We start from the raw sequence: 16,281 nt of genomic DNA, 5'->3' as shown, positions 1-16,281 counted from the left end.
ATGCAAAACGTAGTATTGACACCACTGCTTACTTGAGCACTATTGTGACCCTAACGTGAATGAGAAAGTTCCATGGTTTCTCAAGTTTTTTGTCATTGTTTTTTCACAATGTGATGTCTATACCCAAATGACCACCGTTGCCTGACTTTAGTCTAAGTTTGACAAGCGAGCATCTTGAGGGGAATTGGGTATAATGAATGATCTCTATCCCAGATTGTGCTGGGTCGAGCATGGAAAAGCAATGGCATTGACAAACTATTACTTTTCATTTGCATGGCTAATGGCTATCTGAACACCGCGTTACAAATATAACTTAGGAAGCATGCTCATGCTCTGCATGAAAAAGAAGAGTGGCTCAGTCACCGCAGTAACACGGATGTCGATAGGTCTCCCAACTTAGCCCTTAGCGACAGGTGTCGCGATAATGGAATGCACATGGTGTGCAAATAATACACAAGGTGACTTTGTTACCTTAGCTTGGGATTATAAAAGTTATATGAACACAAATCGTGAACATGAGTGTGATGTGTTAGTGGTAGGGAGTGGCGCGGCTGGTTTGTCGTTGGCTTTGCGCGTTGCTAACCACTGTAAAGTGATGGTGCTGAGTAAAGGGCCACGCAGCGAAGGGGCGACCTATTATGCCCAGGGTGGTATTGCTGCTGTATTTGATGAGTCAGACACCATTGAGTCACACGTTGAAGATACACAAATCGCCGGCGATGGTATTTGTGACGAAGATACTGTGAGGTTCATTGCTGAACATTCAAAAGAGTGCGTACAGTGGTTGATCGACGGTGGTGTCCCATTTGATCGTGAAGAGGATGACTCTGACGATGAGCCTCGTTACCACTTAACTCGTGAAGGTGGCCATAGTCGTCGTCGTATTCTTCACGCGGCAGATGCAACAGGTATGGCGATGCAAACCTCTCTGCAAGATAACGCTCACAACCATCCAAATATTCATGTTCTCGAACGTCACAATGCGCTGGACTTAATCACCGAAGACAAAATTGGCGGTGATAAAAACAAAGTTATCGGTGCTTATATTTGGAACCGCAACGAAGAGCATGTCGAAACCGTGCGGGCCAAATTTGTGGTTCTCGCTACAGGTGGCGCTTCAAAAGTTTATCAATACACCTCTAACCCAGATGTTTCGTCTGGTGATGGTATTGCCATTGCTTGGCGTGCAGGGTGTCGTGTGGCAAATATGGAGTTTAACCAGTTCCACCCGACGTGTTTATACCACCCCGAGGCGCGTAACTTCTTGTTGACCGAAGCGTTACGTGGTGAAGGTGCTTACCTGCGTCGTCCAGATGGTTCTCGCTTTATGCCAGATTTCGATGAGCGTAAAGAGCTTGCTCCGCGTGACGTCGTGGCTCGTGCTATCGACTTCGAAATGAAGCGTTTGGGTGCCGACTGTATGTACCTCGACATTAGTCACAAACCTGCGGACTTTATTACTAAGCACTTCCCAACCATTTACTCACGTTTGATGGACTTGGGCATTGATATGACCAAAGAGCCAATCCCAATCGTACCTGCTGCGCACTACACTTGTGGCGGTGTCATGGTGGATAGAAATGGCTGCACCGATCTTAAAAACTTGTATGCGATTGGCGAAGTCAGCTATACAGGGCTGCATGGGGCTAACCGCATGGCATCAAATTCACTTCTCGAATGCGTGGTTTATGCTTGGTCTGCGGCGAAAGATATTCTAAAACATCACACTAACGTGGAGCTTCCTTCACAGGTGCCATGTTGGGATGAAAGTAAAGTGACCAACAGTGATGAAGAAGTGATCATTCAGCACAACTGGCACGAGCTTCGTCTGTTTATGTGGGACTACATGGGCATTGTACGAACTGACAAGCGTTTAGAACGCGCCTTGCGCCGTATCCAACTGTTGCAACAAGAAACGCATGAGTACTACAGCAATTTCCGTGTCTCGAACAACTTATTAGAACTGCGTAACCTTTTACAAGTAGCAGAGCTGATGGTTCGTTGTGCGATGCAGCGTAAAGAGAGTCGAGGTTTGCACTACACGCTTGATTATCCGAACCAACTGGAAAACAGCGGACCAACGATTTTGGTTCCAGCTAAACAGCTTTAATTCGACAAAATAAACTATTACATCAACAGGGAGCATTGGCTCCCTGTTTCATTTCCCACTGGCGTAATACCAAAGATAATTGACGGTAATGCTGATCGTCACAGCTATCACGCCAAATCGTGACGCTACGGCCAGACTGCAATCGAAATGTTATCTTGAATGGCAATGTCGATGTATCGACTCGTTGTAACTGATCCTTTTCAGACTCAAGAGCCGCCGAACATTCACTATACTCAAGGGCCTCAAACCTAACCGAGCCATCGCAATGCACATACCAATAACCCTGACTTGTCGGTTTAACAAAGCCTTGGCTCAGTAGTGCCTTAACAATCATTAATAACAAATAAATCGATAATACGAGAGGGATGCTAGAGAGGGTAACGGCCCAAGTCATCAGTAAGAAAAGTATTACATTGAGAACTCGGGCAGTCAGAGAGGGAGAAGCGGTAAAATTAACGAACTTTGCTGAGGTTATGGGCGACAATTTTATCAACCATTGCAGCATGACCTAAGTTTTCGCTGCGGCCATGCCCCATTATCCAAGTAAACAGATCAGGATCATCGCATTCAAGTAAAGAAACAAAGTCACGCTGCTCTTGTTCACTCAGAGTATCAAAGCACTCTTCAAAAAACGGCATAATTACTACGTCAAGCTCAAGCATGCCTCGACGACAAGCCCATTTAATACGCGCTTTTTCTTCCGGAGTGTACATTCACTATTCCTTCATAGATGTCTTGTTGTTAGTGCGGAGTGTAACAAGGGATGTGCTACGTCACTAGTGTGCGGGTCACAATACGATAGTGAAAGCAGACAAATGTTGATTCGTAAATCGCTCCCCTAGTATCTCAAGGTTATTTGGGTATAACATAGCGGAAAAATATCTTCAAAAGGCATTGTAATTATGGAATGGCAAACTCGTTTTTCAGCACTACCTCTCTCAACTCAAGACGCACTTCCAGAGTTATCTATCTCGCTGCTGGACAATTTCGGCATGATCACCATGGTCGGTGACGATAAAAAATCATACTTACAAGGTCAGGTTACCTGCGATGTCGTTTCTTTAGAACAAGACCAATCAACGTTAGGCGCACATTGTGATGCGAAAGGTAAAGTGTGGAGTGTGTTCCGCCTTTTCCATCACCACGATGGCTACGGCATGATCCAACCAAAATCGGCGATTGACGTAGAACTTAGCGAAATAAAAAAATACGCCATTTTCTCTAAAGTAACGATTGAAGCTTCTGATGAAGTTATCTTAGGTGTTGCCGGCGTAAAAGCCGACGAGCTTATTTCTTCAATGAGCAAAACGACTGGCAGCGTTCGCCCTGTTGAAGGCGGCACCGCGGTACAAATTTCACAAAGCCGCTGGCTACTGATATTAAGTGCGTCAGCTGCGCAACAAGTCGTTGAAAATACAGATGCTGCCCTTACGACAAATGAGCTTTGGAATCGTTTCGACATTGAAGCTGGTTTACCATTTGTCTCTGCATCCGCGCAGAATGCTCACATTCCACAAGCACTCAACGTGCAAGCTTTAGGAGGCATTAGCTTCACAAAGGGCTGCTACACAGGACAAGAAACGGTAGCACGAGCTAAGTATCGCGGTACAAATAAACGTGCGATGTACATCGTAAAAGGGGCAACTTCTGCTCCATTTAGTGACGAGCCAATTGAGCTCGAACGCAGCGTGGGTGAAAACTGGCGTTCAGTGGGTGCTTTATTAAACCACTACCAGTTCAGCGACAATCAAGCGATTGGCCTGATCGTACTGCCCAATAATCTCGATGAAGACACTCGTCTTCGTTTGGTTGCTCAACCAGAATGTGAATGGACAATCGAATCACTGCCTTACAGCCTTGATGATGAGTAATACAATCAATACTCCTTTGATGCAATTTCTCACAGACCAACACATTCCGTTTCGTCTGTTACCGCATCAAAGACCAGCAACCACTATTGAGGATGCCGCGCAACAACGCGGCATTCGCCCTTCTCAAATGGTAAAAGCGATCTTGCTACGAGACATGGATAATCAATATGCTCTCGCCTGTGCTCCTGGTGATCGTAGTGTCGATCCCAAAAAAGTGCGCTCGTTACTGCAATGCCGCCGGATGACTTGCGTTGATCAAGCCGACGTTGAGGCCATCACGGGTTACAAAATTGGTACTGTCACTCCACTATTACTCAAACGACACATTCCGATCGTGTTCGATCCTAGCTTACTAGAAGAACAGGAAGTCACGATCAGCAGTGGCGATCGCATGGCTGGACTGGCGCTTTCTATCCAAGATCTTATCCAATTGTGTCAGCCGACCGTAGCTGAGATCTGTCGTTAATCGTCTAAAAATAATGTAATAACACGTAGTGTTTCTATCATCACGTGATCTCGCTCATATCTATAAAAATAGACGAGAGAATTTTTAATCACATATAAAACATAAATAGTCACAAAGATAAAACTCGTATATGCTGAATTTGTTGGTTAAGTTTCAAACAAGCACTTAACCAGCATAAAGTGAATCAGCTGACTGAATGACAGTATTCATGCCGTCAGCTGTCCACTTTTTGTGTAATGCATCTGTGACTATTCGCCCGCTGAAGCGGGCTTTTTTTTGTACGGAACTTTTTTCTCTTCCTCTTTCTCTAACCGTTAGGACGTAAAGTTTGTTCTGTTGGATACCACCTTAATAGAAACAATTAGCAAACAATCATTTTCGTTCTATTCTTAATTCTGTAACAAAACTATTGCTTAATGCGTCACGTAAAAAGGAGTGTATTGTCGTAAGGGTTCCTTGAACGGTGATTTTTTGGGGTAATCCTCACGCTATTTAAGAGATGACACTGTCAAATTGTCTAAGACAACACAAATCTCTGACGCAACACCCTACATCTGTATTTAATACTATGGCTGTCACAATAATTTTCGCGTCCAAAACGTAGAATACCTAGGCTAGGTTAGATAAAAGGAAAGTAAATATGAGACTGTTTAAGCGCTATACACCAAGTATGATTGCTAAACATATAAGTCGTCTTTTTAAAGGAAGAATTTATATTTACGGGGTCGGTAGATTCGAGTTTGATAACGGCAAGTTAATACTGCCGGAGAAAGCAGAGCAACGCCATTTCCGAGCGGTCAAAGAGATCAACCAAGAAATAATGAAACTCCGATGCGCATATGCTTAGCAAAACGTTGATAAAACAAAGGCTGGATTAACCAGCCTTTTGTGTATTTGAAGTTCGCTTTACACCTACTGACGTGCCAGATCCGGCAGATGACCTTTTAGACCAAGCGCACGCTTCATGATCTCATCTTTCGCTCCCGGCAGTTGACCCGCTAAACTCAAACCAATGCCACGAACCAGCTTCTTAGCAGGATTCTCTCCAGAGAACAGGTCTCGGAATCCTTGCATTGCAGCGATCATCTTTGCTGCTTCCGCTTTGCGCCAACGCTCATAACCTCTTAGATTGCGTTTGCTGCCAATATCTTGGCCTTGCTTCCATAGCGCTAACACCTCTTGAGCGAGGCTGGCTGCATCTAATAAACCTAAATTTACCCCCTGGCCCGCTAGAGGATGAATGGTATGCGCTGCATCACCAACCAATGCGACTCGCTCCACAACAAAATCTCGCGCATAACGCATTTTCAGAGGAAACGCGGCACGCTCTCCCACGACTTCACATAGACCAAGTCGTGTATCAAATTCGCTCGTCAATGCTTTGTTGAAATCATGCTCACTCATTGCCAATAGCTGCTCTGCACGATTTGGCTCAGTGGACCAAACAATAGAGCACATATCTGGTTGCGACATTGGCAAAAACGCCAATGGCCCTTGAGGAGTAAAAATCTGTCGTGCAATGCTATTGTGCGGAGCAGCGGTTTTAACATTCGCGACCAGAGCATGATGCCCATAATCCCAATGCGTTAACGGAATATCCATTTGATGACGAAGCCACGAGTTTGCCCCATCGGCTCCGACCACTAACTTAGCCGTCATGGCTTGACCATTGTCGAGCGTCAACCAACTTTCTTGTTCGCCCACCGCTAAGGTCGCGCAACGTGCAGGCATAAACATAGTGACGTTATCGAGCTTTTGGACTTGTTCGAGCAGTGCGAGTTGAATCACTCGATTCTCAACAATATGCCCTAAATCAGGTTGTGCCATGCTTTGTGCATTGAACTCAATACTAGCGAAGCTATCTTGCTCCCACACTTCCATTCCGTAGTATGGTGAAGCTCGGCGTTGCTCTATTCCCTGCCAAGCGCCAAGCTTACGCAAGATCGTCTCACTAGAACGGCTCAACGCAGACACACGCACATCAGGTAACTCTTTCAACGACTCATCTGGCACCTTGCCTTCTATTACGGCGACACGCAGATCGCTGTCCTTGAACGCGGCAGCAAGTGCCAACCCAACCATCCCTCCGCCGATGATGGCGATATCTACACTTTGCATCATTGCTTTTTATTACCTAATTCAGTGCGGCCGTTCATCGTTTTACCAAACCAAGCGTATGGCGCAGTAGCGGCTGCTTAAAAATAGAAAGGTTATCCATCGCTGCTAAGGCTGTATTTCGCCCAATTCGCATCGCGGGTAAATCATTTGAAAAAATATGCACTAAGGCACTGGTTAGCCAGATCGTTTCGCTTCGATCTGCCTCTCTACGCTGACTAAAGCGCATCAAGCCTTGATAAAGACCAACATCATCGCTTTGCTGCACGATTTCTTCTGCTAGCGAGACAACGTCGCGGATACCAAGATTAAAACCTTGTCCAGCTATCGGATGCAGCGTTTGCGCCGCATTCCCAACAATCGCAAAACGATGAGAAATATTTTGCTTTCGATGGCGAAGAAGCAATGGGTAACTCGCACGGCGTCCCACTTTTTTCATCGCGCCTAAACGCCAACCAAAATCTTGTTGTAAACGTTGGAGAAATGCTTGGTCAGATAACTCAAGAACTGCTTGGGCTTCTTCAGGGTGCAGACACCAAACTAAAGACATTCTATTGTCACTCATTGGCAATAAAGCAACAGGGCCATTTTCAGTAAAACGTTCAAAGGCTCTACCTTGATGAGGTTCTTGAGTCACAATATTGGCAATGACAGCCACTTGTTCAAAATCTTGCTCAGAAAGCTCTAAACCAATTTTCTGACAGCAGGTTGAAACCGCACCATCTGCTGCCACCAACAGTTTTGCGTCAAGCTGCTCACCGCTTTTCAACGTAATATGGGTACAGTCTTGCTCGCGCTCGATATCGGTAACAGAGTCAGGGCAAAACAGCGTAATGGATGCGCTGCTATCTAATAATTCTTGATATACGCGACCAACATCGGCTAATTCGACAACATACCCTAGTGCTTCAACGCCAATCTCTTGCTTGGTAATTTCCGTCATCCCAGCATGAGAGCGGTCAGAAACGTGGATATGTTCAATAGGTGTGACAAACGGTTCTAATGAAGTCCAGAGCTGTAGTTGACGCAACAGATTGACAGTACCGTAAGACAATGCGATTGAACGAGAGTCAAAACCAGGGTGCATATCTGACTGCGCTTTAAAAGGCTCAACGACGGCAATGCGGAGCTTTCCCTGGGACAAATGGTCAATCGCCAATGCTAACGTTGCACCAGCCATGGCACCACCAGCAATGACTACATCATATTGCTTCATGCTAACCTCTGGACCATCTACGATTAATGAATAGTATGCTTTTTATCGCTACTTTCAGGGCGAACACCAAACTCAGCATGAATCGTTAGTACGCAAGCTTTGATGTGTTCAATCACTTGTTCTAGCAATTGCGCTTGTTCACCGAGGTCGTCATCTTCATCAATGCCTAATTTGGCAATCTCTTCTAAGTCAGCCAATGCTTCTTTAGCGTCATCTGACGCTTTATTTAGCGCAACACCTGCTAGACCTAAACCAGAAATAAAGTGGTTTACGAAATCGGACACGCTGTCAGCCAACGCGAATAAGCCTTCTTCTCCCGGCTCATCTGGCAATAATAAAGACAGCTCCATCGACGTGCCCGTGAGTTCATTGACAGTAACAGTGAATACGCTTTGAGCAAAAGCTAACGCGGTAGAAGGCCAACCCATACCATCATTGGTGTAGTCAAACAGAATAGGCTGCCAAGTTTGATCATTAATCGCCAATCCACCACTTAACATGCCGACAAATAAGCCATGTAATTCCGCAGGTGTTACTGCTAGGCTTGCAGATTGCAGTTCAGCAGCAATAGATTGGTATTCAGGAAGGGTGATTTCACTCATAACTTGGCTCATTCTTGCATAATAATGTATTGGTATATCCTACCATCAAGGTTAGTGGTCTGAAACGGCTATCAAATTCAATTTTGAACAGCATTTGCTCAATTTGCCCAATTCCTGTGTGATCTCGTCATCATTTCTCTTTCTGTGATGGGAAATGCTTGAATCTTAATAGCGGTTTTCCTATAGTTTGCTCCTCGGTAGTTGTATGAAGCAACACCTTAGATAGCGCGAATATAGAGTTTATTCATCATGAGCAATCAAGCGATCGACGTTGAAATATTAGGCAAAGTTACACGAGTGAATTGTCCGACAGGACAAGAAGAGTCTCTTGTTGCAGCGGCAAAAGATCTGGATCGCCGATTGAAAGAAATGAGCGAACGTACTAAGGTAACCAATGAAATCCAACTGCTGACCTTCGCTGCATTGAATATTTGTTATGAGTTGCACACCAAGTCATACGAATCAAACGGTCAACAGCAAGAAATTACTGAGCGAATGGAAAAGCTCACTGCGTCTCTTGAGAACGCACTAAGCAAAGTTACGCAAGGACAGCAGTAAATACAAAATTTACCCTGGGGTGTGCGTCAGCAGGATTTAAGTCCCTGAGCCGATAAGCAATACCTAAGGGTTAGTATTTGGTAACTATTGAGCAAGCTCGGCATGTACCGAGAAGCCTACGGTTGTCATTGCTGATCCGCCTTGAACCAGCTGGTTCAAGGGCCACAATCCTCAACGGCACCCTGGGGTATTCTCTCTATGTCAGACCTCTCTCGACAAGACTTCCGCAAACTGATTCGTGAAAAGCGCAACGCATTGTGTAGCGATACGCAATTCCAAGCGGGGATCGACCTTGTCACTCAGTTCTCTCAACTTCCTGAAATCCAGCAAGCACAGCATATTGCTATTTATCTTTCTGCTGACGGTGAACTTGATACCAAGCCGCTCATTGAGTGGTTGTGGCAACAGGGAAAATCGGTTTATTTACCTGTCATCCATCCGTTTTCCAAAGGTCAGTTACTGTTTCTTCTGTACGTAAGTGATGATCAATTGGTCTACAACAAATACGGCATCTTAGAGCCCAAACTGGACATCCGCCACCTCAAGCCCGTTCGTCAACTTGATATCATTTGTACACCTTTGGTTGGATTCGACAGCATCGGCCACCGCTTAGGCATGGGCGGAGGGTATTATGACCGTACCCTGTCTCATTGGTTTATAACCGGAGAAGGTGCCAAGCCTGTTGGTATCGCTCACGACTGCCAACATGTAGAACGCTTACCAATTGAAAGCTGGGACATTCCATTACCTAAGATCGTGACCCCAAGCCGAATATGGCAATGGGAAAGTGGCAAGTAAGCCGCTATAATCACGCCCGCAAACGTTAACGAACATCTATTCAGGAGATTGGCATGACTCAAGATGAAATGAAAAAAGCGGCTGGTTGGGCAGCACTAAAATATGTTGAGAAAGGCAGCATTGTCGGTGTTGGTACTGGCTCTACCGTGAATCACTTCATCGATGCACTAGGCACTATCAAAGACGATATTAAAGGTGCAGTGTCTAGCTCTGTCGCTTCAACTGAGCGCCTTAAAGAGCTTGGTATTGAAGTATACGAGTGTAACGACGTAATGAAGCTGGATGTGTATGTTGATGGCGCAGACGAAATTAACCCAGCACGTGAAATGATCAAAGGCGGCGGCGCGGCTCTGACTCGTGAGAAAATTGTCGCAGCAATCTCTGATAAGTTTGTATGTATTGTTGACGGCACCAAAGCAGTTGACGTACTAGGTCAGTTCCCACTACCTGTAGAAGTGATCCCAATGGCACGCTCTTACGTTGCGCGCGAATTAGTAAAACTGGGCGGTGACCCGGCTTACCGTGAAGGCGTTGTGACTGACAACGGCAACGTAATTCTGGATGTACACAACATGCAGATTACTAACCCGAAAGAAATGGAAGACAAGATCAACGGTATCGCGGGTGTGGTGACTGTGGGTCTTTTTGCTCACCGTGGTGCTGACGTCGTAATCACAGGTACACCAGAAGGTGCAAAAATTGAAGAATAAATAACAGCTCAAATCGACCTATCTGGTTCACTTTTCTGTTATTTCATTACATACGGTGCTGCAAGGCACCGTTTTTTATTCCTTTCTCTAAGAAAATTATCTCTTATTCCGTAATTTTCTTACCCAAAGCAATTTTTTTTTGTTACTTTATTGAACAGAAGACGCACAAGGAAACGTTTGTCCTCCTACAAAACTATCAATTATCCCCTTTTTAATAGTTTTGCCCAATGTGCGCCACATTAGCCCACCTTTCCATTTTAAGGACGAGAAAAATGGCCAAAGTTTCACTGGAAAAACAAAAGATTAAGATCCTCTTGTTAGAGGGACTCCACCCTTCTTCAGTTGAAGTTCTTCAAGCAGCTGGTTATACCAACATTGAGTACCATAAAGGTTCCCTTCCGGAAGAAGAATTGATTGAAGCGGTTAAAGACGTGCACTTCATCGGTATTCGCTCCCGTACGAACCTATCCGAAGAGGTAATCAATGCGGCGAATAAACTGGTTGCAATTGGCTGTTTTTGTATCGGTACTAACCAAGTAAACCTAGACGCAGCAGCAAAACGCGGCATTCCTGTGTTTAATGCACCGTTCTCTAACACACGCAGTGTGGCTGAGCTGGTACTTGGTCAAATCCTACTACTTCTGCGTGGCATTCCTGAAAAGAATGCGCTTGCACATCGCGGTATTTGGAAGAAAAGTGCTGACAACTCTTACGAAGCACGTGGCAAACGTCTTGGCATTATCGGATACGGCCACATTGGTACGCAGCTAGGTATTATTGCCGAAAACTTAGGTATGCGCGTTTACTACTACGATATCGAAAACAAGCTGTCCCTTGGTAATGCGACGCAAGTACATACCATGAGTGAACTACTAAACAAGTGTGACGTAATTTCTCTGCACGTTCCTGAAACGCCAGAAACAAAAAATATGATGGGTGAAGCTGAGTTTGCTCGCATGAAGCCAGGCTCAATCTTTATTAATGCAGCACGCGGCACTGTCGTGGATATTCCAGCGCTTTGCCATAGTTTAGAAGCAGGTCATATTGCGGGCGCTGCGATTGATGTATTCCCAACAGAACCGAAAACGAATGCCGACCCGTTCGAATCTCCTTTGCAGAAGTTCGATAATGTCATTCTCACTCCACACGTTGGTGGTTCAACGCAAGAAGCACAAGAGAACATCGGTGTTGAGGTCGCAGGAAAACTGGCGAAGTACTCTGACAACGGCTCTACGCTTTCAAGCGTAAACTTCCCAGAGGTGTCACTGCCAGAGCACGGTGGTGAATGCTCTCGCTTGCTTCACATCCATAAAAACCGTCCTGGTATTCTTACTCAGATCAACACCATCTTCGCGGAAGACGGCATTAACATTGCCGCACAGTACCTACAAACAGCCGCTGAAATCGGCTACGTAGTGATCGATGTTGAAACCGAGCGCTCAGAAGAAGCGCTAGCGAAACTGAAAAGTATTGAAGGCACTATCCGTGCTCGTATCCTTCACTAATCACTAATTTGTGAAGCAGAAATAACAAAGGCAGGGAATACCCTGCCTTTTCTTTTTGCACCCAGTATTACTTCAGCTTGTAAATCACGTCAACTTGATCGCGAATAATCATGGTAGAATCCTGGTAGCTGTTTGCCCCTTCTTTACTGTCCATCGCCATCGAGCGCATTAGAACAGGCTGAACGTGCATCTGTCTGTAATTGATCTGCCAGACATCACCCAATTTTTTCTCAAAGCCAGTAGCCAGTGACGCTGCTTTTTCTCGCGCATCTTGGATAGCCGCCATGCGTGCCTTTTGCTGATACTCAGCCTGGTTGCTTACCTTAAGTTGAATATTATCAACCTGATTAATCCCTGCTTCTAACGCCATATCTAGGTACTGGTTTAGGTTTTTTAGATCCGTAACCGTCACATCAATGCTACGAGAAGCGCGATAACCAACGAGCTCTGCTTTACCAGATTTAGGGTAGTGGTATTGAGGCGCAAGGTATAAATTCGAGCTGGTAACATTGTCTTTTGATAAGCCAGCATCAGACAGATTTTTCAGAAATTGCTCAACGGTTTTGTCAACTGACTGCTTGGCCTGTTCAGCAGTCATTGTCGTGTCTACCACTTTTACAGAAAACGTCGCCATATCTGGTGTAGCAATAACTTCACCATAACCTGTCGTCGTTACGTGAGCAAATTCAGGCGAGTTCGCCAACACTGAAGCACTAGTAAGGCTGAGTGCAGAAGCCAGCAAAAATGAATACAGTCTCATTCAATAAATCCATCCATACAAAAATAAAGTACTTACTCTCAGCAGAAAGGCTCAAGATTCAGACAAAACTATCACTACTGAGAAAGTGTATGGTTTCATAATAGAAACTTCTGTCGATTATCCAAGCACTCAGAATGACTTCTAACACAACTTTGACTATGTAACATTGGCGTAATTTTTCAACGAAACACTCTGTCGACAATGAACCCATCGATGCGACAATGAACTTATTGAGGTAAGTGTCGCTGAGCATACCCGACTATCGCGTGTGAGATTTCTTGTAGAACCCCCGTTTCCAGTTGCCAATGATGCCAATAAATCCGATGGGACATTAAGAAACCGGGAGTAACATCAACCAACGCGCCACGCTCTAGCTCGTCGGTAATTTGCAAACGAGGGATTAAGCAATAGGCTACACCAGCTAACGCCACTTTTAGAAACGCTTCAGAGCTGCTGATGTTATGGTGAATGACGCTATCAGGGCTGACATTGAAATGCTCGGTAAGAAAGGTTTTATGTAGGTCATCATATTGATCATACGAAACGGCCGGCGCCTTGGCCAAAGTCTGGTTATTAACGCCTTGAGCAAAGTAACGCTGATAAAACTCCGGGCTCGCGACACAAACGTAATCAACACGTCCCAAGTAATCCGCTCTACAGCCAGGTATCGGCTGGGATTCTAAGCTGATCGCCCCCGTCACTTCGCCACTTTTTAGCTTTTCGATGGAACGAGATTCACCATAGATAGTGAGTTTGAGTTCAACCTGACGCTGCTTCATGACATCTTGCAGTGCAGGCAGTAGCCAAGTAGCAAGGCTATCAGCATTGGTCGCCAAAGAGAGTTGTACAGGTCGAGTACTGGTATCATTCTTGAGTTCGGGTAGAATTTCATGCTCGAGTAAGCGCACTCGACGATAAAGGCCTAATAACTTTTTACCAATCGGCGTTGGCTTGGGTGGTTGACTACGAACCAAAACGGGTTGTGCAAGAAACTTCTCTAATTGTTTAATACGTTGAGAAATCGCTGATTGCGAGACAAATAAATGCTCAGCTGCACGCTCAAAGCTCCCCTGATAAACCACGGCATCTAATGCCTCAATCCATTTGTAGTCCAACCCTCTCATCCTACTCTTCCTCTCCTGATAAAACACCAACCCTTAAATTAGCTTGGCTAATATAATATTAAAATCATTAATTATACTTATTTAGATAAACTCTTTATCTTTCACTCTTCTGAGAATTTATTGGTTATTTTGAAGTGAGGTGAAGTGTGAGCTTGTGGGTTCTATTGCAAGGGTTTGGTTTAGGGGCATCAATGATCATTCCGATCGGCGCACAAAATGCGTATGTCTTAAATCAAGGCATAAAGCGCAATCATCACCTGACGACTGCCACTATTTGTAGCATCCTAGATATGATCTTCATTTCTCTAGGTATCTTTGGTGGTGGTGCGATTTTGTCTCAAAATGAAATCTTGCTAACATCGGTGACGCTTGGTGGTATTGCCTTCCTGAGCTTTTATGGATTACTGTCACTTAAGAGTGCGTTTAAGTCAGACAGTGACTCAGAGTCAAAAGGTGAAGTCGTCGCTCGTGGTCGTCGAACGGTCATATTAGGTGCGTTAGCCGTCACAGTACTTAACCCACACTTGTACTTAGATACCGTCGTTATTCTGGGCTCTATTGGTGGGCAGTTTGAAGGCCATGACCGAATTGCTTTTGCACTAGGTACGATGATGGCTTCCTTTGTTTGGTTCTATACCTTGTCGATAGGAGCCGCAAAACTAGGCCCAACCCTATCAAAGCCAAGAGTGAAAAAAGGCATCGACATCGCGGTCGCAGTAATGATGTTCACGATAGCGTATATTTTAGCTAGTGAACTTATTGAAAAGTACTGGTAATCAACAGGACAACAAAGACATGGAGTCACTAAAGCGTATCTATGATATCAATAGAGAGCGACTCAACGCGCTCTCTATTCCTTTTCGGGAATGGCAGCATGAAGCCATCTTAGACTTTGACACGGATATAAGAATTGCGTCCGAGCTTGGATGGACAGGCACGCACACCAAAAGCCTCTTCTTAAAACTTAAAGGACAAGGCTACGCAATTTATCTAACAGAAAAAGACTCTCGCCTCGATGCCAAACAAATAAAAGCCGTCACAGGCAAACGCCCCTCAATTTGTGACGACGATGAAATGGTCGAAGTGTTAGGTTGTTTGCCTGGAGCGGTATGTCCGATTGGCTTACCTGAATATGTCACGCTCATTGTTGATACAACCCTGTATCAACACGAAGAGTTGCTCTATACGCCAGGATTGCCTGAATTCACCTTTGGCTTTGCAGGTAAACATCTAAAACGTCTATTGCTTGCCGGTAATCACATTCTTTATGAGATATAAAAAAGCGAGGCCAATTGGCCTCGCTTTCGAATATCTACCGCTTGTATTAAGCGTCGATTTTGTTCAGATGAACATCCATTTGTGGGAATGGAATTTCGATACCATTTTCATCCAATGCTTCTTTAATACCTTGCATTGCATCAAAGTATACGCCCCAGTAATCTGCAGTTTTCACCCATGGGCGAACCACAAAGTTTACTGAAGAGTCTGCCAGCGTAAGTACGCCGATTGTGATATCAGGATCTTTCAAGATACGCGGATCTTTTTCTAGCGTCTCGCGAATTACTTTCTTCGTTAGTTTAAGATCCGCTTTGTATGACACACCAATCACTAGGTCGACACGTCGCGTTGCATGACGAGAGTAGTTAGTAATTGCACCACCGATTACTGACGAGTTAGGCACAACAACCATCTTGTTGTCTGGTGTTTTTAGAACAGTTTGGAAGATTTGAATTGCTTCAACACTACCCGCTACACCGCCAATTTCTACGTAGTCGCCAGATTTGAATGGACGGAACGCAACAATGAGTACACCAGCTGCAAAGTTTGATAGTGAACCTTGTAGCGCAAGACCAACAGCAAGACCTGCCGCACCGATTACAGCCACGACTGAAGCGGTTTGAACGCCTAATCGACCAAGAGCGGCGATAAGTACGATTACAAATAGCAAGTAACGAACAAGACCGTGAATAAATTCAACGACAGCCTTATCCATGTTTTTCTTTTCTAGTACTTTAGAAACACTACCAGCGACTGCTTTAACGATAATATTACCGATAAACAGAATAAGCAGCGCAGAGATAATGTTCACACCGTACTGAACCAGTAGATCTGAGTTGTTTGTCAGCCAAGTTTCAGCCTGAGTTAGACCATCCGTTAAAGTGGTATCGATACCCACCGATTCACCTGCCATAATTCTTATCCTCAAAAATAAAGATATATAAATCCAATTGCCGTTAATTTATGAACCTTGTTTTTTAAAGGCTCTTTTCTAAAACAACATCCCTATTGCCCCACTGAACAGTGTCAGATTTTTGGCACAATATCCCAACTTTGACTTTTTCAAAGTCAGAGTTTCGCAAAGATATGCAAAACAAGACTTTATCAGAGTTTTCTGATATTGGCTTGTTACAGGTTACGCAATGCACTCTTATTTCGCCACTCCTAT

The 16,281-nt window shown here is 44.8% G+C and carries 18 protein-coding genes and 1 other RNA gene; 11 read left to right on the top strand and 8 right to left on the bottom strand.

All coding sequences use genetic code 11. From position 1 onward, the window contains the following. The first annotated feature begins 496 nt into the window (after positions 1 to 496). Positions 497 to 2,110 carry an L-aspartate oxidase gene (gene nadB, locus CBX98_RS13195; protein WP_041853018.1) on the top strand — a complete coding sequence of 538 codons (1,614 nt, stop codon included), beginning with the start codon at positions 497 to 499 and terminating at the stop codon, positions 2,108 to 2,110. A 22-nt stretch (positions 2,111 to 2,132) separates the two neighbouring features. On the opposite strand, the gene CBX98_RS26820 is transcribed toward nadB, so the two are convergent. Then, positions 2,133 to 2,615 (bottom strand): protein YgfX, encoded by a 483-nt coding sequence (locus CBX98_RS26820; RefSeq protein WP_308384594.1) that lies wholly within the window; start codon positions 2,613 to 2,615, stop codon positions 2,133 to 2,135. Next, a complete protein-coding gene (locus CBX98_RS13185) occupies positions 2,563 to 2,823 on the bottom strand; it encodes a succinate dehydrogenase assembly factor 2 (RefSeq protein WP_005393925.1) in 261 nt (86 codons plus the stop codon). The genes CBX98_RS26820 and CBX98_RS13185 overlap by 53 nt, the downstream gene beginning before the upstream one ends. A gap of 189 nt (positions 2,824 to 3,012) precedes the next feature. On the opposite strand from CBX98_RS13185, the gene ygfZ reads away from it, so the two are divergent. The 3 genes from ygfZ to CBX98_RS13170 all read left to right on the top strand — a co-directional run bounded on the left by ygfZ (position 3,013) and on the right by CBX98_RS13170 (position 5,294). Continuing rightward, positions 3,013 to 3,981: a tRNA-modifying protein YgfZ gene (gene ygfZ, locus CBX98_RS13180; protein WP_109169436.1), complete on the top strand. Its 969-nt coding sequence runs from the start codon at positions 3,013 to 3,015 to the stop codon at positions 3,979 to 3,981. Then, on the top strand, positions 3,974 to 4,447 hold the full coding sequence (locus tag CBX98_RS13175) for a YbaK/EbsC family protein (RefSeq protein ID WP_172605971.1): 474 nt from the start codon (positions 3,974 to 3,976) through the stop codon (positions 4,445 to 4,447). The genes ygfZ and CBX98_RS13175 overlap by 8 nt, the downstream gene beginning before the upstream one ends. A gap of 640 nt (positions 4,448 to 5,087) precedes the next feature. Beyond that, the gene (locus tag CBX98_RS13170) at positions 5,088 to 5,294 is read left to right on the top strand and encodes a DUF1107 domain-containing protein (RefSeq protein ID WP_005380970.1); all 207 of its coding nucleotides are present in this window, start codon (positions 5,088 to 5,090) and stop codon (positions 5,292 to 5,294) included. Positions 5,295 to 5,359: 65 nt separating this feature from the next. On the opposite strand, the gene CBX98_RS13165 is transcribed toward CBX98_RS13170, so the two are convergent. From CBX98_RS13165 to CBX98_RS13155, 3 genes are read right to left on the bottom strand one after another with little or no spacing between them, the layout of a single operon-like run. Next, positions 5,360 to 6,568, bottom strand: coding sequence for an FAD-dependent 2-octaprenylphenol hydroxylase (locus CBX98_RS13165; protein ID WP_005393929.1), 1,209 nt, complete (start codon positions 6,566 to 6,568; stop codon positions 5,360 to 5,362). A 31-nt stretch (positions 6,569 to 6,599) separates the two neighbouring features. Further along, positions 6,600 to 7,778, bottom strand: coding sequence for a 2-octaprenyl-6-methoxyphenyl hydroxylase (gene ubiH / locus CBX98_RS13160; RefSeq protein ID WP_109169432.1), 1,179 nt, complete (start codon positions 7,776 to 7,778; stop codon positions 6,600 to 6,602). Between the two features lie 23 nt (positions 7,779 to 7,801). After that, positions 7,802 to 8,380, bottom strand: coding sequence for a YecA family protein (locus CBX98_RS13155; RefSeq protein WP_109169430.1), 579 nt, complete (start codon positions 8,378 to 8,380; stop codon positions 7,802 to 7,804). A gap of 249 nt (positions 8,381 to 8,629) precedes the next feature. Between CBX98_RS13155 and CBX98_RS13145 the strand changes: the two genes are divergently transcribed. From CBX98_RS13145 to serA, 5 genes are all read left to right on the top strand, one after another. Continuing rightward, on the top strand, positions 8,630 to 8,938 hold the full coding sequence (locus tag CBX98_RS13145) for a cell division protein ZapA (RefSeq protein WP_005393932.1): 309 nt from the start codon (positions 8,630 to 8,632) through the stop codon (positions 8,936 to 8,938). 8 nt (positions 8,939 to 8,946) lie between these two features. Beyond that, positions 8,947 to 9,131: non-coding RNA, 6S RNA (ssrS, locus tag CBX98_RS13140), on the top strand. A 5-nt stretch (positions 9,132 to 9,136) separates the two neighbouring features. Then, a complete protein-coding gene (locus CBX98_RS13135; protein ID WP_074191801.1) occupies positions 9,137 to 9,736 on the top strand; it encodes a 5-formyltetrahydrofolate cyclo-ligase in 600 nt (199 codons plus the stop codon). Between the two features lie 53 nt (positions 9,737 to 9,789). Then, on the top strand, positions 9,790 to 10,446 hold the full coding sequence (gene rpiA, locus CBX98_RS13130; protein WP_005380982.1) for a ribose-5-phosphate isomerase RpiA: 657 nt from the start codon (positions 9,790 to 9,792) through the stop codon (positions 10,444 to 10,446). Positions 10,447 to 10,718: 272 nt separating this feature from the next. After that, entirely contained in the window at positions 10,719 to 11,951 is a 1,233-nt protein-coding gene (serA, locus tag CBX98_RS13125) for a phosphoglycerate dehydrogenase (RefSeq protein WP_109169429.1), read from the top strand. A 67-nt stretch (positions 11,952 to 12,018) separates the two neighbouring features. Here the strand turns inward: serA and CBX98_RS13120 are convergent, their stop codons facing one another. Then, complete coding sequence (locus tag CBX98_RS13120) at positions 12,019 to 12,711, bottom strand: oxidative stress defense protein (RefSeq protein WP_005393939.1); 693 nt, start codon at positions 12,709 to 12,711, stop codon at positions 12,019 to 12,021. 227 nt (positions 12,712 to 12,938) lie between these two features. Next, positions 12,939 to 13,835 (bottom strand): LysR family transcriptional regulator ArgP, encoded by an 897-nt coding sequence (locus tag CBX98_RS13115; RefSeq protein ID WP_046875104.1) that lies wholly within the window; start codon positions 13,833 to 13,835, stop codon positions 12,939 to 12,941. Positions 13,836 to 13,981: 146 nt separating this feature from the next. Between CBX98_RS13115 and CBX98_RS13110 the strand changes: the two genes are divergently transcribed. Beyond that, positions 13,982 to 14,611 carry a LysE/ArgO family amino acid transporter gene (locus CBX98_RS13110; protein WP_065646102.1) on the top strand — a complete coding sequence of 210 codons (630 nt, stop codon included), beginning with the start codon at positions 13,982 to 13,984 and terminating at the stop codon, positions 14,609 to 14,611. 19 nt (positions 14,612 to 14,630) lie between these two features. After that, entirely contained in the window at positions 14,631 to 15,113 is a 483-nt protein-coding gene (locus CBX98_RS13105) for a YbaK/EbsC family protein (protein WP_074191803.1), read from the top strand. A gap of 46 nt (positions 15,114 to 15,159) precedes the next feature. On the opposite strand, the gene mscS is transcribed toward CBX98_RS13105, so the two are convergent. Beyond that, positions 15,160 to 16,026 (bottom strand): small-conductance mechanosensitive channel MscS, encoded by an 867-nt coding sequence (mscS, locus tag CBX98_RS13100; protein ID WP_005393946.1) that lies wholly within the window; start codon positions 16,024 to 16,026, stop codon positions 15,160 to 15,162. Positions 16,027 to 16,281 lie beyond the last annotated feature (255 nt).

Origin of the sequence: Vibrio sp. T9 (genome assembly GCF_003123985.1) — a bacterium.
GTDB lineage: Bacteria > Pseudomonadota > Gammaproteobacteria > Enterobacterales > Vibrionaceae > Vibrio > Vibrio diabolicus.
Note: the sequence above shows the minus strand (reverse complement) of the source record. Positions and strands in the feature narration are given on the sequence as shown.

What these genes read in the sequence shown, in the direction of transcription:
- nadB (WP_041853018.1), top strand. Translation starts at nt 497, where the DNA reads ATGAACACAAATCGTGAACATGAGTGTGATGTGTTAGTGGTAGGGAGT.
- CBX98_RS26820 (WP_308384594.1), bottom strand. Translation starts at nt 2,615, where the DNA reads ATGCTGCAATGGTTGATAAAATTGTCGCCCATAACCTCAGCAAAGTTC.
- CBX98_RS13185 (WP_005393925.1), bottom strand. Translation starts at nt 2,823, where the DNA reads ATGTACACTCCGGAAGAAAAAGCGCGTATTAAATGGGCTTGTCGTCGA.
- ygfZ (WP_109169436.1), top strand. Translation starts at nt 3,013, where the DNA reads ATGGAATGGCAAACTCGTTTTTCAGCACTACCTCTCTCAACTCAAGAC.
- CBX98_RS13175 (WP_172605971.1), top strand. Translation starts at nt 3,974, where the DNA reads ATGAGTAATACAATCAATACTCCTTTGATGCAATTTCTCACAGACCAA.
- CBX98_RS13170 (WP_005380970.1), top strand. Translation starts at nt 5,088, where the DNA reads ATGAGACTGTTTAAGCGCTATACACCAAGTATGATTGCTAAACATATA.
- CBX98_RS13165 (WP_005393929.1), bottom strand. Translation starts at nt 6,568, where the DNA reads ATGATGCAAAGTGTAGATATCGCCATCATCGGCGGAGGGATGGTTGGG.
- ubiH (WP_109169432.1), bottom strand. Translation starts at nt 7,778, where the DNA reads ATGAAGCAATATGATGTAGTCATTGCTGGTGGTGCCATGGCTGGTGCA.
- CBX98_RS13155 (WP_109169430.1), bottom strand. Translation starts at nt 8,380, where the DNA reads ATGAGTGAAATCACCCTTCCTGAATACCAATCTATTGCTGCTGAACTG.
- CBX98_RS13145 (WP_005393932.1), top strand. Translation starts at nt 8,630, where the DNA reads ATGAGCAATCAAGCGATCGACGTTGAAATATTAGGCAAAGTTACACGA.
- CBX98_RS13135 (WP_074191801.1), top strand. Translation starts at nt 9,137, where the DNA reads ATGTCAGACCTCTCTCGACAAGACTTCCGCAAACTGATTCGTGAAAAG.
- rpiA (WP_005380982.1), top strand. Translation starts at nt 9,790, where the DNA reads ATGACTCAAGATGAAATGAAAAAAGCGGCTGGTTGGGCAGCACTAAAA.
- serA (WP_109169429.1), top strand. Translation starts at nt 10,719, where the DNA reads ATGGCCAAAGTTTCACTGGAAAAACAAAAGATTAAGATCCTCTTGTTA.
- CBX98_RS13120 (WP_005393939.1), bottom strand. Translation starts at nt 12,711, where the DNA reads ATGAGACTGTATTCATTTTTGCTGGCTTCTGCACTCAGCCTTACTAGT.
- CBX98_RS13115 (WP_046875104.1), bottom strand. Translation starts at nt 13,835, where the DNA reads ATGAGAGGGTTGGACTACAAATGGATTGAGGCATTAGATGCCGTGGTT.
- CBX98_RS13105 (WP_074191803.1), top strand. Translation starts at nt 14,631, where the DNA reads ATGGAGTCACTAAAGCGTATCTATGATATCAATAGAGAGCGACTCAAC.
- mscS (WP_005393946.1), bottom strand. Translation starts at nt 16,026, where the DNA reads ATGGCAGGTGAATCGGTGGGTATCGATACCACTTTAACGGATGGTCTA.